The following is a 25,101-nucleotide window of genomic DNA, read 5'->3' on the forward strand; positions in this document are numbered from 1 at the left end:
CTCGGCGGGTTCGGGGGCGGGTTCCTCGGGTGCGGGTTCCGCGGGCCGGGGTGTCCGTTGCGGTGGCGGTCGGTGTCGTCGTGTCGTTGGCGCCGGGGTTGTTGCCTCGGACGGCGACGGCGCAGGGGCTGCTGACCGGGGTGCTGGTGGCGGTGATGTTCGCGGTGGTGGGTGGTGTGCGGAAGGTGTCGGCGTGGGGCCGGTTCGCAGGGGGTGGCGGGGATTCTCGGCGGGGGGTGGTTGCCGGGCTCGGTGTGGTCGCGATCGGTGTGTCCGTGGGGCACGCTCAGCATTGGCAGAATTCGCTGCGGGCGGCGATGGGGATGCCCGATGTCGGGTTGTGGTACTGGCCCGGGTGTGCGGTGGGGGCCGTGGTGGTCGCGGGGTTGCTGGTCGGGACCGCTCGGGGGATCGGGTGGGTGTGGCGGCGGCTGGGGGCGGCTCGGGGGATCGGGCTGGCGGTGGTGGGAGTGGTGGCCGCGCAGTTCGTGCTCGTGCCCACGGTGACGCAGTGGCGGCATTCGGCTTACGCTGCGGCCAATGCGGCGATGGATCCCGGTGTGGTGCAGCCGGTTTCGTCCGCGCGGTCGGGTAGTTCGGTGTCGGCGGTCAGTTGGCCGTCGCTGGGGGCCGAGGGGCGGAAGTTCGTGGCGGGGGCGCCGAATCGCTCGGTGCGGGTGTACGTCGGTCTCGAATCGGCGCCGGATCCGAATGCGCGGGTGGAGCTCGCGATTCGGGAACTCGAGCGATCCGGTGGGCTGGACCGCGACAATCTGGTCGTGGTGGTGCCCACCGGGTCCGGGTGGATCGATGCGCGGGCGGCGGCCGGACTGGACGAGCGGTTCGGGGGTGATGTCGCGCTGGTCGGGTTGCAGTATTCGGAGGCGCCGAGCTGGGCCACGTTCCTGTTCGGGCGGCGGGCCGCCGAGGCGTCGGCTCGGGCACTGTTCGCGGCGGTGGAGCGACGGTTGGCCGGGGTTCGTGATCGTCCGAAGGTGTATCTCTACGGGCAGAGTCTGGGGGCCGCGGCGGGTAGCGATGTGTTCTCCGGCGAGGACGATCAGGCGCGGCGGGTCTGTGCTGCGGTGTGGGCGGGGCCGCCGGCGAATCGGGTGCATCGGGCGCATGCGACGGTGCTCGCGAACTCCTCGGATCCGGTGGTTCGCTGGTCGCCCGGGTTGCTGTGGCACGCACCGGATCTCGGTGGGACTCGGCGCGACGCGCCGCTGCCGCGATGGCTTCCGGTGATCGGCTTCGTGCAGACGTCGGTCGATCTGCTCGGTGCGCTCGGGGTGCCGCCGGGGCACGGGCACCGGTACGGCACCGATCAAGGTACTGCGATGGGGTATTGCTGAGGGAGCGGTGAGTCCGTCCAGGGCACAACGGTTTCGGCGGGTGCCGCGCGGCACCCGCCGAAACCGTTGCCGGATCAGGCGATCGGGCCGCGGGCCGCCTCGTAGGAGGCGGCCACCCGGTACAGGCGGTCGTCGGCGAGGGCGGGGGCCATGATCTGGAGGCCGACCGGCATGCCGTCGTCCTTGCTGAGGCCGGACGGGACCGACATCGCGCAGTGACCGGCCAGGTTGGTCGGCAGGGTGCACAGGTCGGACAGGTACATGGCCAGCGGATCGTCGACCTTCTCGCCCAGCTTCCAGGGGGTGAACGGGCTGGTCGGTGAGACCAGGACGTCGACCTGTTCGTAGGCGCGGTCGAAGTCCTGGGCGATGAGGGTGCGGACCTTCAGCGCCTGACCGTAGAACGCGTCGTAGTAACCGGCGGACAGCGCGTAGGTGCCGATCATGATGCGGCGCTTGACCTCCGGACCGAAGCCCGCCTCGCGGGTCGCGGCCATCACCTGTTCGGCGCTGTGCCGACCGTCGTCGGCGACGCGCAGGCCGTAGCGCATCGCGTCGAACCGGGCCAGGTTGGAGGACACCTCGCTGGGCAGGATCAGGTAGTAGGCGGGCAGGGCGTGCTCGAAGTGCGGGCAGGACACCTCGACCACGTCGGCGCCCAGATCCTTCAGCGTCGCGACCGCGGTGTCGAAGGAGGAGATGACGCCGGGCTGGTAGCTGTCGGAGTGCAGTTCCTTCACGACGCCGACCTTGATGCCGCGCAGATCGGAGCGGGCGCCCTCGCGGGCCGCGGCCACCACCTCGGGGACCGGGACGTTGCGGGAGGTGGAGTCCTTGCGGTCGTAGCCGGCGATCACCTGGTGCAGCAGCGCGGTGTCGAGCACGGTGCGGCCGCAGGGGCCGCCCTGGTCCAGCGAGGAGGCGCAGGCCACCAGGCCGTAGCGGGAGACCGTGCCGTAGGTGGGCTTGGTGCCGACGGTGGCCGTGACCGCGGCGGGCTGCCGGATGGAACCACCGGTGTCGGTGCCGATCGCCAGCGGCGCCTGGTACGAGGCCAGGGCGGCGGCCGAACCACCACCGGAGCCGCCGGGGATGCGGCTGGTGTCCCACGGGTTGCGGGTGGGGCCGAAGGCCGAGTTCTCCGTCGACGAGCCCATCGCGAACTCGTCCAGATTGGTCTTGCCCAGGATCGGGATGCCCGCCGCGCGCAGTTTGGCGGTGACCGTCGCGTCGTAGGGCGGGACCCAGCCCTCCAGGATCTTGGAGGCGCAGGTGGTGGGCATGTCGGTGGTGGTGAAGATGTCCTTCAGCGCCAGCGGCACCCCGGCCAGCGGCGAGGCCACGGTACCGGCGGCGACCGCGCGGTCGACCTCGGCCGCCGCGGCGAGCGCCCGATCGCCGGCCACGTGCAGGAACGCGTTCAGCTCACCGTCGACCTCGGCGATGCGGTCCAGATGCGCCTGGGTGACCTCGACCGAGGACACCTCGCGCGTATGGATCTTCTCCGCGAGTTCGGCGGCGGTGAGCGTGGTCAGCTCGGTCATTCGCCCTCCCCCAGGATCTGCGGGACCAGGAACCGCTGCTCGTCCACCGCCGGCGCGCCGGACAACGCCTCGCCCGCGGACAGGCACGGCTCGACCACGTCGGGACGGGTCACATTCGTGGTGGGATTCGGCGACGCGGTGGCCGGAACGTCGGCGGCGACCTGCGAGATGACCTGAACGTGGCTGAGGATCGAATCCAGCTGCCCCGCATACAGGTCGAGCTCTTCGTCGGTCAGGGCGAGCCGGGACAACCGGGCGAGGTGTGCGACCTCGTCGCGGGAGATGGCGGGCACCGCGGGGACCCCTTTCGGCAGATTGAGGTACTGATCCGCCCCGCGACGGCGTGGTGGCCGGCGAGCGGGACGGATACAGCCTAGCGAGTCCGTCGGACAACCCGTGCACAGGAGGCCGCCGCACAGGCACAATTACCGGTGTCGGTCGTATCCTCGGCCGCCCCGCGCGCTTCGGCTCGATTGTCCGAGGCGGTGGGTGTAAGTATTGCGAGACTCGGGTATCCGACCAGGGCCCCGGTTGCACCAGAAAGGAAGGAACGCACGTGTCATTCTTGCTTCGCGTGCAACTTCCGGATCGCCCAGGAAGTCTCGGCTCACTCGCACTCGCGCTGGGCGGCGTCGGCGCCGATATCCTGTCGCTGGACGTGGTCGAACGCGGCGCCGGATTCGCCATCGACGATCTGGTGGTCGAAGTACCGCCCGGCGCCCTGCCCGACACCCTCATCACCGCCGCCGAATCGCTGGCCGACGTGCACGTCGATTCGCTACGGCCGTACTCCGGGATGCTGGACACCCATCGTGAGCTGGAGCTCATCGATCAGGTGGCCGGCGCCCGCGACGATCGGCTGCAGGTGCTGGTCGACGGCGTCCCGCGCATCCTGCGGGTCGGCTGGTGCACCGTCGTCGACATCGGATCGCAGGGTGCGTACCGGGTCGTCGGCAGTCCCAGCGCGCCGGAGACGCAGGCCGCCTCGGCGCCGTGGATGCCGCTCGAGAAGCCGATGGTGCTCGACGGCGAGGCCGATTGGGTGCCACAGATCTGGAAGGACATGGACACCAAGCTCGCGGCCGCCCCGCTCGCCAACACCGGCAAGGTGCTGCTGCTGGGCCGGCCGGGCGGTCCGGACTTCCGGCCCTCGGAGGTCGCTCGGCTCGGTTATCTCGCCGGAATCATCGCCACGGTCCTGGGTTGACATCGGGCAACACGTGTCAGCTGCCCGGTTCGCGGGCCGGTAACCGATGTCAGCCCACCGCGAGCCGCATCACCGTGAGCGGTTTGCCGGAATCGGTGCGCCAATCGCGTTCGGGGACATGGACGAAGCCCATCCGTTCGTAGATGCGCCGGGCGTCGGCCATGGTCGACATGGTGGTCAGGATCACCGCCGGATAGCCTCCCGCCCGGGCCGCGCCGAGGACGGCGTCGACCAGTCCGCTGCCGACGCCGAGCCCGCGGGCGCCCTTCGCGACGGCGAGCATCCGGAACTCGAGCTCGTCCGGCCGGGCGATATCGGCGTAGGGCGTCCCCGGTTCGGCGATGGTGAGCGAACCCAGCAATTCCCCGTCGCGCACCGCGACCAGGACCTGGGCCGTGCGCGCCCGGGTCGCCGTGTCCAGCAGGACGGACAGATACGAGCTGTCCGGATGGACGTGCCCCTCGCCCAGATACACCGAGATCGTCAGCGCCCCGATCTCCTCGAACTCCTCCGCCCGCGCCCGGCGGATCTCGAACCTGTTCTCGACTGAACCCACCCCTCGATAGTGCCCAGCCGGCGGACCGCCCGGCGACTCCGGGTCGGTACGCGCGCACCGGGCAGTTATCCGGCCGCCCCGACCAGGGCGGTGACGATGGCGCGGGCGGTGGGCAGGCCGGACGAATCCCCCATCCGCGCGGCCGAATTCGCGGCGGTCATGATCGCGTCCAGCTGGAAGGCCAGCGCGTGCGGATCGAGCCCGGACAGCGCGCCCTGCTCCTGCGCGCGTCGAATCTCCTTCTCCAGCACCGCGAACCAATCGGCGCGGTCGGCGGCGAGCGCGTCGCGCACCGGGCCGGGACGGCTGTCGAACTCCGAGACGCACTGACTGCGGAAACAGCCGCCGGGCAGGACCGGCGCACCGATGTAGACGAACCAATTCTCGATCAGCGCGCGCAATCTCGGCATGCCCCGCGGTGCGGTCAGGGCCGGGAGGATCACGGCCTCGATGAACACCTCCCGCGCGGACTGCACCGCGGCCAGCTGCAGATTCTCCTTGGTTCCGAAGAGGGTCGCCACCCCGGATTTGCTCACGCCCAGATCGGCGGCCAGGCGGCCCAGGCTCAATCCGGTCAGGCCCTCCACCGAGGCGACATCCGCGGCGCGGCGGGCGATGGTCGCGCGCGCTCGTGCGCCCTTCAGCAGGCGCTGATCCGATATCTGCTGCTCGGGGATCTGCTGCTCCGGGATCTGCACGGGATTCGTCACCACTCCATTCTGCTCCTCCGGCTTGCGTAAGTGTGCGATCGGTCGTACGTTAAACAATAAGAACGATCGTACGTTCAGTTTGTTTCGCTCGCACCCCTCTCCCGAAAGTCGCTCCCATGACAGACGTGTCCCCGCGGCCCACCGCCGTCCGGCCCGACACCACCCCGCTCGCCGCGCGCCTGGCCCTGCTGGTCGCCTCCGGCGCGGCGTTCATGTCCTTCCTCGACCTGTCGGTGGTGAACATCGCCTTCCCGGCCATCACCCGCGACTATCCGGGCACCGCCGCCACCACCCTCACCTGGGTGGTCAGCGGTTATGCCGTCGCCTTCGCGGCGCTGCTCACCCCGGCCGGGCGACTGGCCGACTCCCTCGGCCGCGGACGCGTATTCCTCGCTGCCCTGGCCGGTTTCGCACTCACCTCACTGTTGTGCGCGCTCGCCCCGGGCGCGGACTGGCTCATCGCCGGACGGTTGTTGCAGGGCGGTGCGGCCGCCTTCCTCATCCCCGCCGGGCTGGGCCTGGTCCTCGGCGCCACCCCGCCGGAACGTATCGGGGCGGCCATGGCCGCCTGGACCGCCGCGGGCGGGTTCGCCGCCACCGTCGGACCGGCCGTGGGCGGCGCGCTGGTGGAGTGGTTCGGCTGGCGATCGGTCTTCGTCGTCAACGTGCCCATCGCCGCACTGCTGCTCCTCGCCGGAGTGCGACTGATCGCCGGCGATCGGCGGCACGGTGACGGATTGCCCGATCTCGTCGGCACCGTCGCCACCGGGCTCGGCATCGGCGCGATCGTCGCGGCCGTCACCGAGGGGCAGCAGTGGGGCTGGGTCGACTGGCGCACCCTGACCGCCGGAATCGGCGGGGCCGGGCTGCTGGCGGTGGCGCTGTGGCGGTCGCGGCGGCATCCGCGGCCGGCCATCGCGGTCGGGTTGTGGCGCAGCCGCTCCTACGCGCTCGTGAACGCGACGGCCTTCGTCTTCGGCGCCGCCATGTTCGCGTGGCTGCTGGCCGGACCGCTGTGGCTGGACGGTATGTGGCACTACTCGGTGCTGAAATCGGCCGGCGCCATGACGATCGGCGCGATCGCGTCCATGGTGACCGCGGTTCTCGCCGGGCGGGCCACCGCCGACCGGCAGCGCCTGCTCGGCGTCCTGGGTGCGGTCATGTTCGCCGCGGCGACCCTCTACATGAGCACCGGCGTCTGGGATGCCACACCCGCGCTGTGGCAGGCGTGGCTGCCCGCGGGCATCCTCGGCGGTGGCGGTATCGGTTTGCTGATCACCGTACTGGGCACCACCGCCGCGAGATCGCTTCCGCCGCAACGGTTCGCGGCCGGGGTGGGGATGAATGTGACCGCGCGGCAGTCCGGCGGTGCGCTCGGCGTCGCGCTGCTGGCCGCGGTGTTCGCCGCGCATCCCGGCGCACCGTTGACCGCCTTCCACACGCTGTTCGCCGTGTGCGCCGTGATCGCCGTCGCCACAGCGGTTCTCGCCGCCGTGCCGGCACGCGCCGAGGAGGCCGGCGCATGAGTGTCCACGGCCCGGAGGCGGCAGTGCAGCGGCAGCACGGGGGCACACCACTCGCGCCCGAACCGCACCGCGCCGAAACCCATACCGAATCGACCGATCCATTCCTGTTGTCCGAGAAGGAGTCTCGTGCCCTGTTGCGTGAGGTGCCGTGGCGGCGGCTGGCGGTGATCGGCGATTCCATCGCCGAGGGCACCGGGGATCCCTGGCCCGGTTACGAATCCGTGCCGTGGGCCGACCGCGTGGCCCGCCGGCTACAGGCGGCACATCCGGCGGCGGCATACCTCAACACCGGCCGGGTGGGCGCGGTCATCGCCGAGGTCCGCGCGGAACAGCTCGACGATCTGACCGCGTTCGGGCCCGATCTGGTCCACATCTGCTGCGGTGGCAACGATCTGTTCAAGCGTGGCGCGGACCCGGATCGGGTCGAGGCCGACCTCGACGACCTGTGCGCCCGGGTCGCCGCCACCGGGGCGCGGCTGGCGATGTTCACCCTCGCCGACGCCTTCACCGGCCGGATGACGCCGCTACAGCCCCGGTTCGCCGAATTCGCCGAGGCGGTGCGGCGGATCGCGCAGCGCCACGACGCCGTCCTCACCGAACTCTGGAACCATCCGGCCCGGCTACGGGAGAGCTGGCTCAGCGCCGACCTGATCCACCTGTCCATGGCCGGCCACGCCGTGGTCGCGGCCGAGGTGATCAAGTCCCTGGCCCGCGGCGGACCGGCGTGAGCCCCGGCTAGGCGGCGGCGAACCGCACGGCGAGTTGGGTGCGGCTGGTGCACGACGTCGCGGCGAGCGCTCGGCTCAGATGTTTCTTCACGGTGTCGACGCCGATGAACAGGCGCTGGGCGATCTGCCGGTTGGTGAGGCCGCGCGCGGCGAGGTCGGCGACCTCCCACTCGCGGGGCGTGAGCTGCCAGGTGGATTGCGCCGCACGCCGTTCCCGGTCGCGGCCGAGTTGTTCGATCACCAGCGGGGTCAGGTGGCGGCGCAGCGCGCGCAGCGCCGCCATGTCCCGGTCCGGGACCCGATCGGTGTCGCAGGCGGCCATTCCGACATAGAGCACGCCTGCGGCGCCGCCGTCCACCAGCAGGGCAGCCTTGTCGCGAATGCCGTGCGGGCGCAGGAAATCCCGCACGAACTCCGAATCCGAGTCCAGTTCGGCCAGTCGTACGACGCCCTGTTCCGCGAGGAGCCGCGCCGCGGGTTCGGAGCGGAAGGGATCGCGCGTCGCCCAGTGTGCCGCGTATTCGTCCAGGAACTCGGGCAGGTACCCGGCCTGGATGCCGCAGCCCGCCCGGACCGCGTCGACGAAGGTATCGCCGTGCAGCACCGCCACACCGGTGAAACCGAACCAGCTCTGCAACGCCAGCGCGAGCGCCTGCCGGAACTCCGGCAGGTCGTCCGCGTGATCGACCGATTCCAGCACTCCGATCAGCCGCCGATAGTCCTCCGCACTGAGCGTCTCCCCGGCCGGGAGGGTGCGGGGACGGCGGCCGGAAACGGCGAGAGCTCGACTCACACCGTCCAATATTCCACCTTTGGGCCATACCGGGCAGGCCGCACGGCGGGCAACGTAATGGGCGGACGCGGCGGGAACCGCCGGGGCAGAGCGAAAGAGGGCGAGATGAACGAGCCGCAGCAACGTCGTCGGTGGCTGATCACCGGAGCCAACAGTGGGTTCGGCGCCGCCTTCACCGAGGCGGCGCTGGCCGCCGGTGACGAGGTGGTGGCCGCGGTCCGGCGGCCGGAGAGCATGGCCGACATCGTGTCGGCGCATCCCGGCCGGGTGCGGGTGGTGGCGCTGGACGTGCGCGACGCCGCGGCCGCCGAGCAGGCGGTGCGGGACGCCGGGCGCATCGACGTGCTGGTGAACAACGCGGGGTTCGGGATCGTCGGGGCGATCGAGGAGACCACCGAAGCCGACCTGCGCGACGCCATGGAGGTGATGTTCTTCGGTCCGCTGCGGCTCACCCGGCTGGTGCTGCGCCAGATGCGGGAACGCCGCAGCGGGGCGATCGTCCAGGTGAGCAGCATGGGCGGCTTCCTGTCCTTCGCGGGTGTCGGAAGCTACAGCGCCGCCAAGGGAGCGCTGGAACTGGCCAGCGAAGCCCTCGCGGCCGAGGTCGCGCCGCTGGGAATCCAGGTGCTGATCGTCGAACCGGGCTCGTTCCGAACGGGTTTCGCGAACCCGGGCGCGCTCAGTGTCGGCGCCGAGATCTCGGACTACGCCGACACCGTCGGTCCGATTCGCAGCAACCTGCCCGCTTCGGACCAGCAGCAGGAAGGCGATCCGCGCAAGGCGGCCGACGCCGTGCTGGCGACGCTCGGCATGCCCGGCGCACCGCTGCGACTCGCCCTCGGCGCGGATGCCGTGGCGGCCATCCGCGGCAAGCTGTCGGCGGTCGCGGCCGACCTGGACACCGCGGCGCGCTTCGACACCGCGCTGGTGTGAGACGTGCGGAGCCTCGACAGCTGTTCGGGTTTACTCGTCTAGTCGGCGGATTCGGCCGGGGCTGCCAGCTCGATCGCGGCCGAGGGCTCGACCGTGTCCGTAGGCTCGCCCACGTCCGTGGGCTCGACCGCGTCCGTGGGCTCAGCCGCAGCTGAGAGCTCAGCCGCGTCCGTAGGCTCGACCGCAGCCGAGGGCTCAGCCGGCGTCCGTGGACTCGTCCGCATCCGTGGGCTCGTCCGCATCCGTAGGCTCGTCCGCATCCGTAGGCTCGTCCGCATCCGTAGGCTCGTCCGCGTCCGTGGGCTCGGCCGCCGGGGTCACCGCCTCCGGACCGGACTCCAGTAATAATCGGAAGGCGTCCTCGTCGAGGATCGGGACGCCGAGTTCCTCCGCTTTGGCAGCCTTGGAGCCGGGGGCCTCGCCGATGACCACGAAGGCCGTCTTCTTCGAAACCGAACCGGCCGCCTTGCCGCCGCGGATCAGGATCGCCTCCTTGGCCTCGTCGCGCGAGAAGGTTTGCAGCGAGCCGGTGACCACGATGGACAGGCCCTCCAGCGTGCGTTCGATGGACGCGTCGCGTTCGTCGGCCATCCGGACGCCGGCCGCACGCCATTTCGCCACGATGACGCGATGCCACTCGACCGTGAACCACTCCACGACCGCGGCGGCGATGGTGGGGCCGACCCCGTCCACATCGGCCAGTTCCTCGACCGCGGCGGACTCGATGCGGGACATGTCGCCGAAGGCCGAGGCGAGGGCGCGGGCCGCGGTGGGGCCGACGTGGCGGATCGACAGCGCGACGAGCACCCGCCACAGCGGCCGGTCCCTGGCGGCGTCGAGATTCTGCAACAGCCGTTTACCGTTCGCGGACAGGCTGCCGTTCTTGTTGGTGAACAGCGTGGTGGCGAGTAGTTTCTCCTCGGTGAGGTCGAACAGGTCGCCCTCGTCGCCGATGACTCCGGACTTCAGCAGGTCGATCGCGGCCTCGTAGCCGAGCGCCTCGATATCGAAGGCGCCGCGCCCGGCCACGTGGAAGACGCGCTCCCGCAACTGCGCCGGGCAGTGCTGCTGATTCGGGCAGCGGATGTCGGCGTCGCCCTCCTTCTCCGGGGCCAGTTCGGTGCCGCATTCCGGACAGTGGGTGGGCATGACGAATGCGTGCTCGCTGCCGTCGCGGACGTCGACCACCGGGCCCAGCACCTCGGGGATGACATCGCCGGCCTTGCGGATGGTGACGGTGTCGCCGATCAACACGCCCTTGCGGACGACCTCGGCGGCATTGTGCAGGGTGGCCAGCGACACCGTGGAACCCGAGACGGTGACCGGCGCCATCACCGCGAACGGGGTGACCCGGCCGGTGCGGCCCACGTTGACCTGGATATCCAGGAGTTTCGTGGTGGCCTCCTGCGGCGGGTACTTGTAGGCGATGGCCCAGCGCGGCGCGTGGGAGGTGGCGCCGAGGCGGCGTTGCAGCGAGAACTCGTCGACCTTGATCACCTGGCCGTCGATCTCGTGCTCGATGTCGTGCCGGTGCTCGCCCCACCAGCCGATGCGCTCGACGACGGCGTCGGCGCCGCGCACCCGCCGGGTGTGTTCGGACACCGGCAGACCCCAGGCCGCCAGCGCGCGATACGCCTCGAACTGGGATTCGGGGGCGAAGCCTGCCATCCGGCCGAATCCGTGGCAGGTCATGTGCAGCGGCCGCCGCGCGGTGACCGCCGGATCCTTCTGCCGCAGCGAGCCCGCCGCCGTATTGCGCGGATTCGCGTACGGCGGTTTGCCTTCCGCGACGATGGCGGCATTGAGCTCCTCGAAGTCGGCGACCCGCATGTACACCTCGCCGCGGACCTCCAGCAGCCGCGGGATCGGGAACTCGTCGCTCGCGGTCAACTGAACGGGGATGTCGCCGATGGTGCGGGCGTTGAGCGTGACATCTTCACCGGTGCGGCCGTCGCCGCGGGTGGCGCCGCGGACCAGGCGGCCGTCCTCGTAGACCAGATTGAGCGCGACGCCGTCGATCTTGACCTCGCACACGTAGTGGATGCCGGCGCCGGTCTCCGCCTCGACGCGGCTGATCCAGGCGCGCATCCCAGCTTCGTCGAACACATTGTCCAGCGACAGCATTCGCTCGAGATGGTCGACCGCGGTGAACTCGGTGGCGAAGCCGCCGCCCACGAGCTGGGTCGGCGAATCGGGGGTGCGCAGGTCCGGGTGGGCCTCCTCCAGCGCCTGCAACCGCCGCAGCAACGCGTCGAATTCGCCGTCGGAGATGATCGGCGCATCGCGCACGTAGTAGCGGAACTGGTGATCGCGTACCTCTTCGGCCAGTTGCTGCCACTGGGTGCGCTCGTCGCCCGTCGCGGGCCGGATCTCGATCCCGGATTCGCTCACGCAAGGCAGATTAGCCCAGGCCCCCGACATATCCCGGTCCCGTTCCCGCACGTCGTGCCGCATTCGGGCGGTCGGGAACAGCCCACCGGCACGGGCCGTTGGAGCCGGTATGGAACTCGATGCCGCATTGGAATTCGCCCGCACCACTCCGCGTTCGGTGCTCACCACGCTCCGCCGCAACGGCCGGCCGCAGTTGTCGAACGTCACCCATTCCGTCGGCGAGGACGGGATCATCCGGATCTCGATCACGGCCGATCGGGCGAAGTACCACAATCTGCTGCGGCAGCCGTGGGCCGCGCTGCACGTGACCAGTACCGATTTCTGGCAGTACGCGGTGCTGGAGGGCGACGTGGAGCTGACCCCACCGGCGGCCGCGCTCGACGACGCCACCGTCGAGGAGCTGATCACCTACTATCGGGCGGCCAGCGGCGAACATCCGGACTGGGACGACTATCGGCGGGCCATGGTCGCGGATCGCCGTGCGGTGGTACGTATCCGGCCGGATCACGGCTACGGCATGCTGCGCTGAGCGATCCGGCGTAGTTCGCGGCACGTCGAGCGACCGGACCGTCGAGAGGAAGTACGCGAATGAGCGTGGTGGGCGTGGTGCATCCGGGCGAGATGGGCGCCGCGGTCGGCGGTTGCCTGTGGCAGGCCGGGCACACCGTGCTGTGGGCCTCGGCCGGGCGCAGCGCGGCGACCGCGGACCGGGCGGCCGCCGCCGGGCTGGCCGATGTCGGGACGGTCGCGGCGCTGGCCGCGAAATCCGATGTGGTGCTGTCGATCTGCCCACCGCACGCCGCCGTCGCGACGGCCCGGGAGTTCGCCGCGTTCGGTGGAATTTATGTGGACGCCAACGCGATTGCGCCGGACACCGTCCGTACCGTCGCCGCATCGGTCGGCGGGACGCCGGTGGACGGCGGCATCATCGGATATCCGCCCGACGGCTCCGGCGGCACCCGGCTCTACCTGTCCGGCGCCGAATCCGCCGCGGTGGCAGCCCTGTTCGCGGGCACCGATCTCGACGCCCGGGTGCTGCCGGACGCCGGGATCGGCGTGGCGTCGGCCCTGAAGATCAGCTACGCCGCGTGGACCAAGGGCAGTCAGGCCCTGCTGCTCGGCGTCCGCGAACTGGCCCGCGCCGCACAGGTCGAGGACGTGCTGCTGGCGGAATGGGAGCTGTCGCAACCGGATCTGGCCGGCCGCAGCGCGCGGGCCGCGGCCGCCGCGGATGCCAAGGGATGGCGCTGGATCGGCGAAATGGAAGAGATCGCAACAACTTTCGCCGCGCACGAGTTGCCGGCCGGATTCCATCGGGCCGCGGCCGAGATCTACCGGCAGTGGCCCCGGACGTGACCCGCGGCTATTTCGCGCCGGGACCGCCGGGCAGGGTGTCGCCGGTCTCCAGGAGGGTCTTGAGGTTGGCGAGGATGTGCGGCCAGCCACCGCTGATCGCGGTCAGCAGGCCGCTGCCGGGGGCGAAATTGCCGTGCACCACGGTCAGTTTCACCGATTCGCCCTGCGGTTCGAGTTCGAAGGTGACCCGCGAGCGGGGTTCCCGGGCCCAGGCCGGCACCTGCTCGGGATCGAGGTCCATCGCGGCGGCGAATTCGGGTGTGAAGGTGTGCCAGGTGTACGACAGTCTGCGGTAGGGATCGGATTCCAGCACTTTCTGCTCGGGGTCCTTTCCGGTCCAGTTCTTCTCGTGCCACACCAGTTCGGAGCCGGGCCGCCAGTCGGTGTCGAAGCTCACGCCCCAGTAGCGCCGGGTGAAGGCCGGTTCGGTCAGCGCCCGCCAGAGTTGTTCCGGGGTGGTGCGGATGTAGGTGGTGTAGACGAATTCGTTGCTCACGGTCGCACTCTCCAATGCGGTCTTCAGGTCGGCGAGGGCGTGCACCCGCCGGTGGTCGTAGTGGTGGATCCAGCGATCGGAGATGGCGTTGATGGGTTCGGCGTTCAGGTAGTGCAATTTCTCGCGGCCCCGGCGGCGGGTGGTCACCAGATTCGCCGCCGCCAGCACGGCCAGATGTTTGCTGACCGCCTGCCGGGTCAGGCGCAGACCGGCACACAGTTGCGCCAGGGTCTGCCCGTTGTGCGCATTCAGACTGTCCAGCAGCAGCCGGCGGCTGGGATCGGCCAGCGCCTTGAACACCTCGTCCACCGCACCATCCTCCATAGGCAACCTCGGAGTTGCCTATGGCCACCATAGGCAACCAAAAGGTTGCGTGTCAAGGCTCGCGTATCGCCGCGCGAAACGGCAGGATGGCGGGGGTGTTGCGCAGCTTCCAGGTGACGAACCACCGGTTCCTGGCCGGACCGCAGGAACTGCGGCCGACCGGCCCCCGGGCCGGCGCGCTGCCCGTACCCGTGACGGCGATCCGCGGCGCGGTCGCCACCGGCAAGTCCAGCCTCGTCGACGCGCTGGCGCAGATGCGGGACGCGGTGCTGCACTCGGTCTCCGGCTGGGATCCCTACGCCGGTCCGGTGCGCACGCCGCATCTCGGATTCGCCGATCGCCCTTCGGAATTCGCGGTCACCTTCGTCGCCGAGGGAGTGCCCTACAGCTACGGATTCACGCTCGACCAGGCCGATGTCACGGCCGAATGGCTGCACAGCCATCCGCATCAGCGCAAGCGCGTGGTGTTCGAGCGCGCCGGCGACCGGATCCGGATCGGCGCCCAATTCGATTCGGCCCGTTACGGTATCGGCGCTCTGGTCCCGCTGGTGCGGCCGAATGCGTTGCTGCTCGGCCTCGCCGGGCAGTTGCACGCCGAGGCGCTGACGCCGGCGCATCGCTGGTTCGCCGATCGCCTCGACGTGGTGCACGGACCCGGCGATCCGCGGGAGATCGATGATCGGCTGGGCAGTCACCTGTCCCGGTCGGCCGAGCACGCCGCGCGGTTGCTGACCCTGGTGCGGGCGGCCGACCTCGGCGTCGAGGACATCCTCGTACCCGCGCCCGATCCGATGTACGCGGATTATCTGCGCGAACTCGACGGGGAGATCGCCGTCGCCACCAAGGAGGCCGACCTCTGCCTGACCTCCCCGGCGCACGCCTTCGAACTGGCGAGCAGTCACGGGTTGACCCCGGCCGCACTGGATCGGGAACTGGCCAATCTGCGGGCCGCCCGCGACACCCTCTACACCCGGATGTCCGCGCGCCGCGGTATCGGGCTGGGCCTGGTGCACACCGGGGTGGACACCGCGATCGATGTGGCCGCGGAGTCGACCTCGACGCTGGCGCTGCTGCGCCTGCTGCCCGCCGTGCTGGACGCGCTGGACATCGGCCGGGTGCTGGTCATCGACGATCTCGATCTGCACCTGCCGCCGGCCGTGGCCGCCCGCCTGACCGCGATGTTCACCGAGCCGGACACCAATCCCCGTGGCGCGCAACTGATCTACACCACGCGCGCGGAGCCCGCGGCGGCCGGGCACACCTCCGCCTGGCAGCTGCACCGCACCGGGTCCGGCGCCGGCGAACTCGTCGCGCACTGAGCGCCGCGGCGCGCGCCTAGCATGGAGACATGCTGTTGCAGATCGGTTTCATCGTGGTGCTGGCGGGTGTGGTGATCATGCTGATCACCCGATACCGCGGCGGGCCGCGGGCCGGCGCGGGGTGGCGGAGCGCGCCGCAACTGGAGAGCGGCACGCTGTACGTCACCGGGGTCAGCCCACGACCGGCCGCGCAGGGCGAGGAGTTCGTCACGCTCACCGGGACCGTCTCCGGTCCCACGGTGGCCGACGAGACCGTCTACGGCCGATTCGTCTGGGATGTCGGCCAGTGGCCCTCCCCCGGCGATCAGCTGCCGGTCGTCTACCCGCCGGGCAAGCCGGACCGGTGGCAGTTGAGCCATCCCGGCGCCCGGCCGCTGTTCGGCGGCTGAACTCAGCCGGCGCTCGCCTGCTCCAGCGCGCGCACATCCTCCGCGTCGAGACTCAGCTGCGCGGCCGCACCCAGTTCCCGCAGCTGCTCGATCGAGGTGGCCGAGGCGATCGGCGCGGTGATGCCGGGCCGGGTCAGCTGCCAGGCGACGGCAACCGTCGCGGGTGCCACCGTGTGCTTGTCGGCGACCGCGTCCAGCGCCGCGAGGATGCCCAGGCCGCGCGGATTCAGGTACTTCGGCACGGTGCGCTCGCCGCGCGGACTCTTGCCGAGGTCGGCCTCGGAGCGGTACTTGCCGGTGAGGAAGCCGGAGGCGAGCGGGCGGTAGGTGACGACGCCGAGCTTCAGGTCGGTCGCCACCGGTTCCAGATCGGTCTCGTAGTCGCTGCGGTCGTACAGGTTGTATTCGGGCTGGATCGCCGCGTAGGCGGGCAGGCCGGTGCGGGCACTGATCTCGGCGGCCTCGCGCAGCCGGGCGCCGCTGAAGTTGGAGGCGGCGATGACGCGGACCTTGCCCTGCTCGATCAGGGTCTGATAGGCGCCGAGGGTCTCCTCCTGCGGCGTATCGGCGTCGTCGCGATGCGAGTAGTAAAGGTCGATGTGGTCGGTGCGCAGCCGCCGCAGCGAATCCTCCGCGGCGCGCAGGATGTTCGCCCGCGACAGGCCCGGACGGGTCGGCATTCCCCCGACCTTCGTCGCGATCACGATCGAATCGCGCTTACCGGAGCGCTGCAGCCAGCGGCCGATGATCTCCTCGGACTCGCCACCCGAATTGCCCGGCACCCAGGCCGAATACACGTCGGCGGAGTCCACGGAGTTGATCCCCGCGTCGGCGAGCGCGTCCAGCAACGCGAACGAGGCGCTCTCGTCCACCGTCCAGCCGAACACGTTGCCGCCGAACACGATCGGCGACACCTGCAGCGACGACGTTCCCAACGGGCGCAACGACATCGGTTTCACTCCCTCCGAATTCGGAACACGATTCGTCCCATCATCACATTCCGGATGGGCCGAGTCGGTCGAAGGTCAGCGACTCCGCCTCCTCGGTGTAGGCGCGGGCGACGTCGGCGGCGAGCGCCAGAGTGCGGCGGGCCCAGGTCAGCGAGGCGCCGGCGAGGCCGCAGGCGGGGGTGATCAGCACACGCTCGGCGAGCAGGCGGCGCGGGAAGCCGAGCCGGTCGATCAGCCGGACGCCGGGTTCGGCCACCTCCCGCCAGGTCGGTGGCCGCGCCGGGGCCGTGGCGGGAATCAGCCCGAGCGCCACGAACTTTCCGTTGTCGAGCAGTTCGCCGATACCGTCCAGATCGCCGGTGCCGACGGTGGCGAGGTCGAAACCCACCGCGGCGGCGGCACTGTCGCGCAGGAAGCCCAGCGCCGGGCGATCGGCGCAGGTGTGCACCAGCACCGGACGGGTCTGCGCGGCCACGACGGTATCGAGCAGATGCAGCGCCTCGGGTTCGGGCAGGGCGCGCACCGTGTTCAGAATGCTTGCGCCGGTGAGGGATCCGGCGAGTACCGCGGACAGCGACGGTTCGTCCACCTGGACCAGGACGGCGGTGCCCAGCCGCCGCGCGACCTCGGCGGCGTGCCGCTCCAGGCCCTCGGCGAGCGATTCCGCGAGGTCGCGCACCGCACCGGGATCGGTGAGCAGGCGGTGCCCGTTGGCCAGTTCGACCTGGGCGGCGAGGGTCAGCGGGCCCGCGGACTGCACCTTCACCGGGCGGCCGGAGCCGATGAGACCCGCTGTCTCCCAGGCCTCTTCGAGGGCATCCAGATCGGTGCGGAGCAGATCGTGCGCACGGCGCGAGGTGGCGCTGGGGCGCGGGGCCAGCCGGTAGCCGCGGGTGGAGATGTCGAAGCGGAGGTCGACCAGCAGCGCGGAGGCGCGGCCGATCAGATCCGAACCCGTTCCGCGGCCGGGCAATTCGACCAGGTGCGGCAGGTCGCCGAGTTCGCCCACGATGGTGGCGGCGGCCTCCCGGGCATCGGCGCCGGGCCAGGAGCCGACCGCGGTCGCGATGCCGCCGCGCAGCACAGCGGATTCCGTCGTCATGTCGTGGGCCTTACTCATCGGCGTTCACCTGTCCGGAAATCGCTGCGGTACAGCGACTCTCGCGGAATTCCGTATACCAGTCGGGGAAGGCGAGCAGATCCGGCAGCGTCACGTCGGCGCCGTAGGCGCTCAGTGCCACGCGGTCGAAGGCGCCCGTCGTCACGCCCACCGCGACCGCGCCGGCGGTGCGGGCGGCATCGATGTCGCCGGTGTGGTCGCCGACATAGGCGGCGGCGCCGAACCGGCGCAGCGCCTCGCCTTTGCCCGCACCGAACACTCCCCCGACGACCTCCTCGACCGGCAACTCGAGAAACCGGACGGTCCGTTCGGTGTCGGCCCGGTTCTTCCCGGAGACGACGATCACCCGGCCGCCCGCCGCCCGGACCGCCGCGATCGCGGCCGCCGCCCCGGGCATCGCGGTGGTCACCGGGACCGCCACGTCGCGATACATCGCGCGGTAGCGGTCGGCCATCGCGGCGACCCGCTCCGGCGGGAACCAGTACCCGATCTCGACCTCGAGCGGCGGGCCGATCCGCGACACCACCGCGTCGGTATCGATCGGCACCCCGGTCTCGGCGGACAGCAGGCGATAGACGGCGGCGATCCCGGCCCGGCTGTCGGCCAGCGTCAGATCGAGGTCGAAGCCGATCGCGGGGGCCGTCACCGGGAGCTGTCCGTCAACGCCCGCTCGGTGCCGCTGATGGTTCCGCTGCCGATCACCGCGTCGCCGGCCGGATCCGGGCGGTACAGCACCACGGCCTGACCGCGCGCCACGCCGGTCAGCGGCTCGCGCAGCCGCACCACCAGGCCGCCGGCGGTGGCCTGCGCGACCGCGGGTGCGGTGCCGCCGTGCGCGCGCACCTGCGCCACGCACTCGATCGGGCCCTGTGGCGCGGCGCCGGAGGTCCAGATCGCGCGGTCCGCGAGCACCGTCGCGACCCGCAGTTCCTCGGCGGTGCCGATGCGGACCGTGCCGGTGCCCGGATCGATGTCGGTGACGTAGCGCGGACGGCCGTCGGCGGCCGGGCCGGGCAGGCCCAGGCCCTTGCGCTGGCCGATCGTGAAGCCGTGCACGCCCTCGTGCTCGCCGAGCCGCTGTCCCGCGGAGTCGACGATCGCGCCCGGCCGGACCCCGATCCGCGCGCCCAGGAAGGCCCGGGTGTCGCCGGACGGGATGAAGCAGATGTCGTGCGAATCCGGTTTGTTCGCCACCGCCAGCCCGCGTTCGGCGGCCTCGGCGCGGATCCGCGGCTTCGGGGTGTCGCCGACCGGGAACATCGCCCGGGTCAGCTGGTCGGCGGTGAGCACGGCCAGCACATAGGACTGGTCCTTGTCGCCGTCGACGGCCCGGCGCAGCACCCCGTCGGCCAGGCGCGCGTAGTGGCCGGTGACGACGGCGTCGAAGCCGAGCGCGACCGCGCGATCGGCCAGCGCCGAGAACTTGATCTTCTCGTTGCAGCGCAGGCACGGATTCGGGGTCTCGCCGGCGGCGTAGGAGGCGACGAAGTCGTCGATCACGTCCTCCTTGAACCGGTCCGCGAAATCCCAGACGTAGAACGGGATTCCGAGCACATCGGCGGCGCGGCGGGCATCGCCGGCGTCCTCCTTGGAACAGCAGCCGCGCGATCCGGTCCGCAGCGTGCCCGGCGTCGCCGACAACGCCAGATGCACGCCGACCACCTCGTGTCCGGCATCGACCGCGCGTGCGGCCGCGACGGCGGAATCGACGCCGCCGCTCATCGCAGCGAGCACTCTCACCGGGTTCCCTCCTGTGTCAACTGGTGCCGATCGCCTGGCCCTTCCTGATTCCGCCCGCCGTGCCGGGAACCGGCCCCGGCCAGCCCCGCCGCCCGCGCCCGCTCGACCACCGGCGGCAACACCTCCAGCAGCCGATCGATATCGGCCCGAGTCGAGGTGTGCCCCAAGGAGAATCGCAGCGAACCGCGCGCGGTCCGGGCATCGACGCCCATCGCCAGCAGGACGTGACTGGGGGCGGCGACGCCCGCGGTACACGCCGAACCGGTGGAGCACTCGATCCCGGCGGCATCGAGCAGCATCAGCAGCGAATCACCCTCGCAACCGGGAAAAGTGAAGTGCGCGTTACCCGGTAGCCGGCCCACGCCGGCCGGGCCGTTGAGCACCGCATCGGGCACCCGGGCCCGCACCCCGTCGATCAGGGCATCCCGCAGCGACAGCAATTCGATTGTGCGCGTGGACATCTCGGTGACGGTGCGGCCCAGCGCGGCCGCCAGGCCGACCGCCGCAGGCACATCCGAGGTGCCGGACCGCAGATCGCGCTCGTGACCACCGCCGTGCAGCAGCGGCACACAGCCCACCTGCCGGCCCAGCAGCAGTACGCCGACCCCGTGCGGGCCGCCGACCTTGTGCCCGGCGAAACTCGCCGCCGCCAGCCCGCTGCCACCGAAGTCGATGGGCAGCTGCGCCGCGGCCTGCACCCCGTCGCTGTGCATCGGAACGTCGAATTCCTGTGCGACCGCGGCCAATTCGGCGATCGCCTGGATCGTGCCGACCTCGTTGTTGGCCCACATGACGGTGACCAGCGCGACCTCACCGGCATGCGCGGCCAGCGCCGCCCGCAACGTACCCGGCGACACCACCCCGTCCCGATCGACATCGAGCAGCGTCACCCGCGCACCCTCGTGCTGCTCCAGCCACTCGACCGCGTCCAGCACGGCGTGATGTTCGATACCGCTGACCAGGATGCGGGTGCGCTGGGGATCGGCGTCGCGCCGGGCCCAGTAGAGGCCCTTGACGGCGAGATTGTCGCTCTCGGTGCCACCGGAGGTGAAGACCACCTCCGAGGGCCGCGCCCCCAGATCGGCCGCGATCGACTCGCGCGCCTCCTCCAGCATCCGCCGCGCGGTCCGCCCCGATCCGTGCAGGGACGACGCATTACCGGCGACCCGCAGCGCGTCCGCCATCGCCTCGACCGCGGCAGGGTACATCGGTGTCGTGGCCGCGTGATCGAGGTAGACCGTCTGGGGCGCCGCACCGACCGGACCCGGAAAAGCCTTCATGACGCTGTAAACCCTATCCCACGGTGACCTGTGTGTTCCTGGGGTATCCCCCTGCTGGCTACGACCTGTCTACGATTCGACGACACCAGATGCAAGCGGCTGCGGGCGGGACGGTATTCCCGGGACGGTTGGGCTGGCGGTTCGGGTGGGGCCGTGGTCGGCGGCGGCCGGGCCGTCGGCGAGACGCCGGGGTGCCCGGTGGGCCCCGACAGTGTTCCGGCCGCGTTGGTGGCGGGGTTGGCGGATCTGCCGACGGTGAACGCCGCGATCGGGGTGCTCGCCGTGTACGGCATGATCGGCGTCGACCCGGTCGGTGGTGCGATCTCGGTGCACCGGCTGGTGCAGGCGGTCACCCGCGGTTCAGGTCGTGCGGTTCGCGATGAACGCGAATTCGCGACCCGATGGTGACGGGAGCGGCGTCGTGCCATTCCTCCCAGGCCCGGCGTTCGGGACGTCTCGTCTCGAACACGAGGTGCCCGCTCGAGACGAGCCGCGATGGGTCCGGCATAGGAACCATTGTTCGCGCCGACGGGCGTGCCGGTTCACCCGCGGACCCGGGGTGGATCCGGTGACGACCGTGCCCGAATTGCAGCCGCTCTGCAATCTGCTGGGGTGACTGTTCCTGTTCCAGCCGGTCGGCAACCCGGCAAAATAGTACCGGGTTGCGTTCCGGCAGAGGTCGTTGCGGATGCCGGGTCTGCGGCTCGACGCCATGGCCGGGGCATTGCGAGTACACCTCGACTGCCCGGTCTTGGATGTATACAAAATATTGTATGTAATTATCGCTGGGCGGGGTGGCCGGGCAGCGGTGTGTCGAGGATGCCGTTCTCGCGGGGTTGGGGCCCGGATATGGTGGGGGCGGTGCGGATCTCACCTCGATTCGGTGGGCGGTGGCCTCGACCCCGGTGCTGCTCGGCGGAGACGAAGGAGTCTGAACATGACAGCACGACGGACGGCCGGATCGGTTCTCGCCGTGGCTCTGGCGGTCGTGGTGATCGCGGGGTCGGCCACGGCGGCGGCCGATCCGATGGCGTCATCTCCCAGCGCGACTGCGGCCGAGTCCACTGCCGGGGGCGACGAATCGGTCTTCACCGGGGAGCCCTCGCTCGTCGCGCAGTTGGTGGTCGCGGGGCTGCGTTCGGTACGCGCGGCCACTGAGCTGCTGGGCATCGACCTGGGCACCCAACTTGCCTCGCTGATCACCACCACGGACCCACCCGAGCTGACCGGCCTCGGACTTCGGGTGCAGCGGGCGGAGTTCGCGGGGATGCCTGTGGTCACGATCCGGGCCGCGGCGCCGTCGGGCAAGGTTGTCGTGGCGTTGCACGGCGGCGCATATGTTGTGCAGCCCACCGTCATGCACTGGCTGGACTACGCGACCATGGCCCGTGACACCGGTGCGGCCGTCGTCGTCCCGATCTATCCATTGGCCGACACCGCGCAGGGCCGCGCCGCGAGTGTCGTTCCCGCGCTGGCGGATCTGGTCACCGCGCAGATCGGCGCGTACGGCGCCGCAAACGTGAGTCTGTACGGGGACTCCGCCGGAGGCGGTCTGGCGCTGGCCACGGCACAGGAGCTCGGGCGCCGCGACGCCACGCAGCCCTCGGATATGGTGCTCGTCTCGCCGTGGCTGGATGTCTCGATGAGCAATCCCGCGATTCCCGCCGTCGCGGACCCGATCCTCGGCGTCGCCTCGCTGCGCAAATCCGGAACCCTGTGGGCCGGTGCGCTTTCCCTCACCGATCCGCTGGTCAGCCCGTTGTACGGATCCCTGGCGGGACTGCCCCCGACTGCGGTCTACTCCGGGTCGTTGGACGTGCTGTCCCCCGATGTCCTCGTCCTGCGTGACGAGGCCCGCGATCAGGGGGCCGCGTTCACCTTCGTGCTGCGGGAGGGACTCATCCACGACTGGGCCCTGGGTGGGCTCCCGGTTCTCCCCGAAGGTCCCGCCGTGCGGCCGGACATCTACCGTCAGCTCGGGCTCGCCGGCTGAACCGGGCGGAGTGCTGTCTCGTGACCTACGAAAGTAGAAGCCTGGGACAGGATCTGATCGCCCATGAGTGTCGAACACGTCAGTCGCCGAACCATCGTTCTCGGCGCCGGAGCGGTGGCGGTGGCCACTGCCTGCTCAACCGGAAACAACGGAAGTACCGTCGCGGCAACACCATCGACCACCACGGCCGGCACCACGCCGGTCACGCCGACCACCGATGTGCCGGTCCCGACCACCGTGCCGGAAGTGGCGGCACCGCCGGCGCCACCGAACGGGACTGTGCTGGCCCGCAGCGGCGAGATTCCCGTGGGTGCCGGGCTCATCGCCGGCGATACGGTGATCACCCAGCCCAATCCCGGGGATTTCCGGGCCTTTTCGGCGACGTGCACACATCAGGGTTGCGCGGTGAGTGCGATCGCGGGCGGGACCATCAACTGTCCCTGTCACGGCAGCCGGTTCAATCTGGACGGTAGCGTCGCCACCGGACCGGCCACTCGTTCCCTGGTGGCGCGGCCGATCAGTGTGCAGGACGGGCTGATCGTCGCCGGGGCGGCCGCGCCTGTGGTGGCGGTCGATCAGCCCGCCGAAACGGAGCAACCTGCCGCCGCACCGGCGCCGGAGCCGGGTGCACCGGACAACGCGCTCGCTCGCACTTCCGATGTTCCGGTCGGTGGTGGGCTCATTCTCGGCAATATCGTTGTGACGCAGCCGGATTTCGGCAGCTTCCTCGGGTTCTCCACCACCTGTACGCATCTCGGCTGCGCGGTGAACTCGGTGGGTGGTGGGAGCATCGACTGTCCTTGTCACGGCAGCAAATTCAATCTGGACGGCACCGTGGCCGTCGGTCCTGCCACTCGACCGCTGGACTCTCGTCCGGTCGGCGTCGAGAACGGGTGGGTCGTCTCCGGTCCCGGTGGGACCGCACCCCAGCGGCCCTGCTGGTGCGACATCCTGCCGCTTCCGCCGGGGGTTCTCGGTTGCTGATCCGTTGATTCCGGCGGGCGTGCTCGGGTGTCGCCGAGGCGCGGAAATGGGTAACGATCCGATCGGGGCCGCACTGCGGCTACCGGGACCGCGATAGGCTCGGCGCGCTCACCTTGCTGTTTCCGCCCGCGGGTTTTCACCGCATGCGTTGTGCTCATCATTCACATTGCTGTGGCCACGACGGCGAAGGGTTGAAAATCGTATGATCACCGACCGCGTTCACAACGGGATTCCGCAGCCTCAACGTGACGGTAAGGGTGGTATCGATACCGGTCCGCGCAATATCGAGCTCGACCGGCAGAATCCCGACCTCCTCGCGCCGCCGGCAACCGACCGCGGGACGTTGCCCAATATGAAGTTCTCGTTCTCGATGGCGCACACCCGGATCGAGGAGGGCGGCTGGACTCGGGAGGTCACGCAGCGGGAGTTGCCGATCGCTACCACTCTGGCCGGGGTGGATATGAAACTGAACCCCGGTGCCTATCGGGAGATGCACTGGCACAAGCAGTCCGAGTGGGGTTATGTGCTGGAGGGCAGTTGCCGGATCGGTGCTGTCGATCACGAGGGTCGCAACTTCCTCGAAGATGTGGAGCAGGGTGATCTGTGGTTCTTTCCCAAGGGGATCCCGCACCATATCCAGGCGTTGTCCGAGGGGGTGGAATTTCTTCTCGTCTTCGACGATGGTGAGTTCTCCGAGAACTCCACATTCATGATCAGTGACTTCTTCGCGCATACTCCGAAGAATGTGCTGGCCAAGAACTTCGGGTGGCGGCCCGAACAGCTGAACGACCTGCCGGAGCGGGAGAAGTACATTTTTCAGGGGCAGGTTCCGGGTGCGCTCGGCGGGGACCGGGTGTTCAGTCCTACCGGCGATGTGCCGCGTACGTTCAAACACAAACTTCTCACGCAGAAACCCATGGAATTTGCCGGGGGCCGGGTTCGGATCGCCGATTGCTCCAACTTCGCGGCCACCACCATCTCTGCCGCGCTGGTCGAGATCGAGCCCGGTGGTATCCGTGAACTGCACTGGCATCCCACGAACGACGAATGGCAGTACTACATCAGCGGTTTCGGCCGTATGGGTGTGTTCGCCAGCTCCGGGCTGAACCGGACCTTCGACTTCCGGGCCGGCGATGTGGGGTACGTGCCGTTCGCCTTCGGTCACTACATCGAGAATCTCAGCACCGAGACTCTGAAATTCCTGGAGATGTTCCGCGATCCGTCGTTCCAGGACGTTTCGGCGGCGCAGTGGATGGCCAACACGCCCGCGCAGGTCAGTGCCGATACCCTCAACCTCCCACGGTCGATGATCGAGGCGCTGCCGAAGGACAAACGGCCCGTCGTCGCGTGACCGTCGCCGGGATGCGGCGATCGGCGCCGCGCGTCGGATAGCCGGTCGAGGGGGTG

The 25,101-nt window shown here is 70.3% G+C and carries 25 protein-coding genes; 13 read left to right on the top strand and 12 right to left on the bottom strand.

Annotated elements, in window-relative coordinates:
• Nucleotides 1–29 precede the first annotated feature (29 nt).
• Entirely contained in the window at nt 30–1,355 is a 1,326-nt protein-coding gene (locus tag G361_RS0126470; RefSeq protein WP_019930142.1) for an alpha/beta-hydrolase family protein, read from the top strand.
• Between the two features lie 74 nt (nt 1,356–1,429).
• Here G361_RS0126470 and gatA read toward each other — a convergent pair whose 3' ends face one another.
• Both gatA and gatC read right to left on the bottom strand, forming a co-directional pair.
• Nucleotides 1,430–2,899 (bottom strand): Asp-tRNA(Asn)/Glu-tRNA(Gln) amidotransferase subunit GatA, encoded by a 1,470-nt coding sequence (gene gatA / locus G361_RS0126475; RefSeq protein ID WP_019930143.1) that lies wholly within the window; start codon nt 2,897–2,899, stop codon nt 1,430–1,432.
• Nucleotides 2,896–3,192 carry an Asp-tRNA(Asn)/Glu-tRNA(Gln) amidotransferase subunit GatC gene (gene gatC, locus G361_RS0126480; protein ID WP_019930144.1) on the bottom strand — a complete coding sequence of 99 codons (297 nt, stop codon included), beginning with the start codon at nt 3,190–3,192 and terminating at the stop codon, nt 2,896–2,898. The genes gatA and gatC overlap by 4 nt, the downstream gene beginning before the upstream one ends.
• 263 nt (nt 3,193–3,455) lie before the next feature.
• Here gatC and G361_RS0126485 point away from each other — a divergent pair, with 263 nt between their 5' ends.
• Nucleotides 3,456–4,106 (top strand): amino acid-binding protein, encoded by a 651-nt coding sequence (locus G361_RS0126485; RefSeq protein ID WP_026343540.1) that lies wholly within the window; start codon nt 3,456–3,458, stop codon nt 4,104–4,106.
• A 49-nt stretch (nt 4,107–4,155) separates the two neighbouring features.
• Here G361_RS0126485 and G361_RS0126490 read toward each other — a convergent pair whose 3' ends face one another.
• Both G361_RS0126490 and G361_RS0126495 read right to left on the bottom strand, forming a co-directional pair.
• Entirely contained in the window at nt 4,156–4,662 is a 507-nt protein-coding gene (locus G361_RS0126490; protein WP_019930146.1) for a GNAT family N-acetyltransferase, read from the bottom strand.
• A gap of 65 nt (nt 4,663–4,727) precedes the next feature.
• On the bottom strand, nt 4,728–5,375 hold the full coding sequence (locus G361_RS0126495) for a TetR/AcrR family transcriptional regulator (protein ID WP_019930147.1): 648 nt from the start codon (nt 5,373–5,375) through the stop codon (nt 4,728–4,730).
• A 113-nt stretch (nt 5,376–5,488) separates the two neighbouring features.
• Between G361_RS0126495 and G361_RS0126500 the strand changes: the two genes are divergently transcribed.
• The gene (locus G361_RS0126500; protein WP_019930148.1) at nt 5,489–6,898 is read left to right on the top strand and encodes an MFS transporter; all 1,410 of its coding nucleotides are present in this window, start codon (nt 5,489–5,491) and stop codon (nt 6,896–6,898) included.
• Nucleotides 6,895–7,626 carry an SGNH/GDSL hydrolase family protein gene (locus G361_RS0126505; RefSeq protein ID WP_019930149.1) on the top strand — a complete coding sequence of 244 codons (732 nt, stop codon included), beginning with the start codon at nt 6,895–6,897 and terminating at the stop codon, nt 7,624–7,626. The genes G361_RS0126500 and G361_RS0126505 overlap by 4 nt, the downstream gene beginning before the upstream one ends.
• Before the next feature lie 7 nt (nt 7,627–7,633).
• Here the strand turns inward: G361_RS0126505 and G361_RS0126510 are convergent, their stop codons facing one another.
• Nucleotides 7,634–8,419, bottom strand: coding sequence for a helix-turn-helix transcriptional regulator (locus tag G361_RS0126510; protein ID WP_063711906.1), 786 nt, complete (start codon nt 8,417–8,419; stop codon nt 7,634–7,636).
• A 105-nt stretch (nt 8,420–8,524) separates the two neighbouring features.
• On the opposite strand from G361_RS0126510, the gene G361_RS0126515 reads away from it, so the two are divergent.
• The gene (locus G361_RS0126515) at nt 8,525–9,352 is read left to right on the top strand and encodes an SDR family NAD(P)-dependent oxidoreductase (protein WP_019930151.1); all 828 of its coding nucleotides are present in this window, start codon (nt 8,525–8,527) and stop codon (nt 9,350–9,352) included.
• 195 nt (nt 9,353–9,547) lie between these two features.
• Here G361_RS0126515 and ligA read toward each other — a convergent pair whose 3' ends face one another.
• Nucleotides 9,548–11,773, bottom strand: a complete 2,226-nt coding sequence (gene ligA, locus G361_RS0126525) for an NAD-dependent DNA ligase LigA (RefSeq protein WP_081635671.1) — start codon at nt 11,771–11,773, stop codon at nt 9,548–9,550.
• Nucleotides 11,774–11,852: 79 nt separating this feature from the next.
• On the opposite strand from ligA, the gene G361_RS0126530 reads away from it, so the two are divergent.
• Complete coding sequence (locus G361_RS0126530; protein WP_019930154.1) at nt 11,853–12,272, top strand: PPOX class F420-dependent oxidoreductase; 420 nt, start codon at nt 11,853–11,855, stop codon at nt 12,270–12,272.
• 59 nt (nt 12,273–12,331) lie between these two features.
• Complete coding sequence (locus G361_RS51900) at nt 12,332–13,099, top strand: NAD(P)-dependent oxidoreductase (RefSeq protein WP_019930155.1); 768 nt, start codon at nt 12,332–12,334, stop codon at nt 13,097–13,099.
• A 7-nt stretch (nt 13,100–13,106) separates the two neighbouring features.
• Here the strand turns inward: G361_RS51900 and G361_RS0126540 are convergent, their stop codons facing one another.
• Nucleotides 13,107–13,919 (bottom strand): metalloregulator ArsR/SmtB family transcription factor, encoded by an 813-nt coding sequence (locus G361_RS0126540; RefSeq protein WP_019930156.1) that lies wholly within the window; start codon nt 13,917–13,919, stop codon nt 13,107–13,109.
• A gap of 86 nt (nt 13,920–14,005) precedes the next feature.
• On the opposite strand from G361_RS0126540, the gene G361_RS0126545 reads away from it, so the two are divergent.
• The gene (locus G361_RS0126545) at nt 14,006–15,238 is read left to right on the top strand and encodes an ATP-binding protein (RefSeq protein WP_019930157.1); all 1,233 of its coding nucleotides are present in this window, start codon (nt 14,006–14,008) and stop codon (nt 15,236–15,238) included.
• Between the two features lie 29 nt (nt 15,239–15,267).
• A complete protein-coding gene (locus G361_RS0126550; RefSeq protein WP_019930158.1) occupies nt 15,268–15,627 on the top strand; it encodes a hypothetical protein in 360 nt (119 codons plus the stop codon).
• Between the two features lie 2 nt (nt 15,628–15,629).
• Here G361_RS0126550 and G361_RS0126555 read toward each other — a convergent pair whose 3' ends face one another.
• From G361_RS0126555 to G361_RS0126575, 5 genes are read right to left on the bottom strand one after another with little or no spacing between them, the layout of a single operon-like run.
• On the bottom strand, nt 15,630–16,577 hold the full coding sequence (locus G361_RS0126555; protein WP_026343544.1) for an aldo/keto reductase: 948 nt from the start codon (nt 16,575–16,577) through the stop codon (nt 15,630–15,632).
• 43 nt (nt 16,578–16,620) lie between these two features.
• The gene (locus tag G361_RS0126560) at nt 16,621–17,697 is read right to left on the bottom strand and encodes a methionine synthase (RefSeq protein ID WP_369797938.1); all 1,077 of its coding nucleotides are present in this window, start codon (nt 17,695–17,697) and stop codon (nt 16,621–16,623) included.
• On the bottom strand, nt 17,690–18,343 hold the full coding sequence (locus tag G361_RS0126565; protein WP_019930161.1) for an HAD family hydrolase: 654 nt from the start codon (nt 18,341–18,343) through the stop codon (nt 17,690–17,692). The genes G361_RS0126560 and G361_RS0126565 overlap by 8 nt, the downstream gene beginning before the upstream one ends.
• Nucleotides 18,340–19,437, bottom strand: coding sequence for a tRNA 2-thiouridine(34) synthase MnmA (mnmA, locus tag G361_RS0126570; protein WP_026343545.1), 1,098 nt, complete (start codon nt 19,435–19,437; stop codon nt 18,340–18,342). The genes G361_RS0126565 and mnmA overlap by 4 nt, the downstream gene beginning before the upstream one ends.
• Nucleotides 19,434–20,717 (bottom strand): cysteine desulfurase family protein, encoded by a 1,284-nt coding sequence (locus G361_RS0126575; RefSeq protein ID WP_019930163.1) that lies wholly within the window; start codon nt 20,715–20,717, stop codon nt 19,434–19,436. The genes mnmA and G361_RS0126575 overlap by 4 nt, the downstream gene beginning before the upstream one ends.
• A gap of 198 nt (nt 20,718–20,915) precedes the next feature.
• On the opposite strand from G361_RS0126575, the gene G361_RS50520 reads away from it, so the two are divergent.
• The 4 genes from G361_RS50520 (at nt 20,916) to G361_RS0126600 (ending at nt 25,045) form a co-directional block, all read left to right on the top strand.
• A complete protein-coding gene (locus G361_RS50520; protein ID WP_196814638.1) occupies nt 20,916–21,125 on the top strand; it encodes a hypothetical protein in 210 nt (69 codons plus the stop codon).
• A gap of 529 nt (nt 21,126–21,654) precedes the next feature.
• Nucleotides 21,655–22,710: an alpha/beta hydrolase fold domain-containing protein gene (locus G361_RS45015; RefSeq protein ID WP_196814639.1), complete on the top strand. Its 1,056-nt coding sequence runs from the start codon at nt 21,655–21,657 to the stop codon at nt 22,708–22,710.
• 63 nt (nt 22,711–22,773) lie between these two features.
• Nucleotides 22,774–23,694: a ubiquinol-cytochrome c reductase iron-sulfur subunit gene (locus G361_RS51190; RefSeq protein WP_019930166.1), complete on the top strand. Its 921-nt coding sequence runs from the start codon at nt 22,774–22,776 to the stop codon at nt 23,692–23,694.
• A gap of 202 nt (nt 23,695–23,896) precedes the next feature.
• Nucleotides 23,897–25,045, top strand: coding sequence for an oxalate decarboxylase family bicupin (locus G361_RS0126600; RefSeq protein ID WP_019930167.1), 1,149 nt, complete (start codon nt 23,897–23,899; stop codon nt 25,043–25,045).
• The last annotated feature ends 56 nt before the right edge of the window (nt 25,046–25,101 follow it).

Source organism: Nocardia sp. BMG111209 (genome assembly GCF_000381925.1).
Classification (GTDB): Bacteria; Actinomycetota; Actinomycetes; order Mycobacteriales; family Mycobacteriaceae; genus Nocardia.

Coding starts and splice junctions, on each gene's coding strand:
- G361_RS0126550 (WP_019930158.1), top strand. CDS start 15,268: ATGCTGTTGCAGATCGGTTTCATCGTGGTGCTGGCGGGTGTGGTGATC.
- G361_RS0126560 (WP_369797938.1), bottom strand. CDS start 17,697: ATGAGTAAGGCCCACGACATGACGACGGAATCCGCTGTGCTGCGCGGC.
- G361_RS0126555 (WP_026343544.1), bottom strand. CDS start 16,577: ATGTCGTTGCGCCCGTTGGGAACGTCGTCGCTGCAGGTGTCGCCGATC.
- G361_RS0126500 (WP_019930148.1), top strand. CDS start 5,489: ATGACAGACGTGTCCCCGCGGCCCACCGCCGTCCGGCCCGACACCACC.
- G361_RS0126575 (WP_019930163.1), bottom strand. CDS start 20,717: ATGAAGGCTTTTCCGGGTCCGGTCGGTGCGGCGCCCCAGACGGTCTAC.
- G361_RS0126540 (WP_019930156.1), bottom strand. CDS start 13,919: ATGGAGGATGGTGCGGTGGACGAGGTGTTCAAGGCGCTGGCCGATCCC.
- G361_RS51190 (WP_019930166.1), top strand. CDS start 22,774: ATGAGTGTCGAACACGTCAGTCGCCGAACCATCGTTCTCGGCGCCGGA.
- G361_RS0126505 (WP_019930149.1), top strand. CDS start 6,895: ATGAGTGTCCACGGCCCGGAGGCGGCAGTGCAGCGGCAGCACGGGGGC.
- ligA (WP_081635671.1), bottom strand. CDS start 11,773: ATGTCGGGGGCCTGGGCTAATCTGCCTTGCGTGAGCGAATCCGGGATC.
- G361_RS0126530 (WP_019930154.1), top strand. CDS start 11,853: ATGGAACTCGATGCCGCATTGGAATTCGCCCGCACCACTCCGCGTTCG.
- G361_RS0126515 (WP_019930151.1), top strand. CDS start 8,525: ATGAACGAGCCGCAGCAACGTCGTCGGTGGCTGATCACCGGAGCCAAC.
- G361_RS51900 (WP_019930155.1), top strand. CDS start 12,332: ATGAGCGTGGTGGGCGTGGTGCATCCGGGCGAGATGGGCGCCGCGGTC.
- G361_RS0126545 (WP_019930157.1), top strand. CDS start 14,006: ATGGCGGGGGTGTTGCGCAGCTTCCAGGTGACGAACCACCGGTTCCTG.
- gatA (WP_019930143.1), bottom strand. CDS start 2,899: ATGACCGAGCTGACCACGCTCACCGCCGCCGAACTCGCGGAGAAGATC.
- G361_RS45015 (WP_196814639.1), top strand. CDS start 21,655: ATGACAGCACGACGGACGGCCGGATCGGTTCTCGCCGTGGCTCTGGCG.
- G361_RS0126600 (WP_019930167.1), top strand. CDS start 23,897: ATGATCACCGACCGCGTTCACAACGGGATTCCGCAGCCTCAACGTGAC.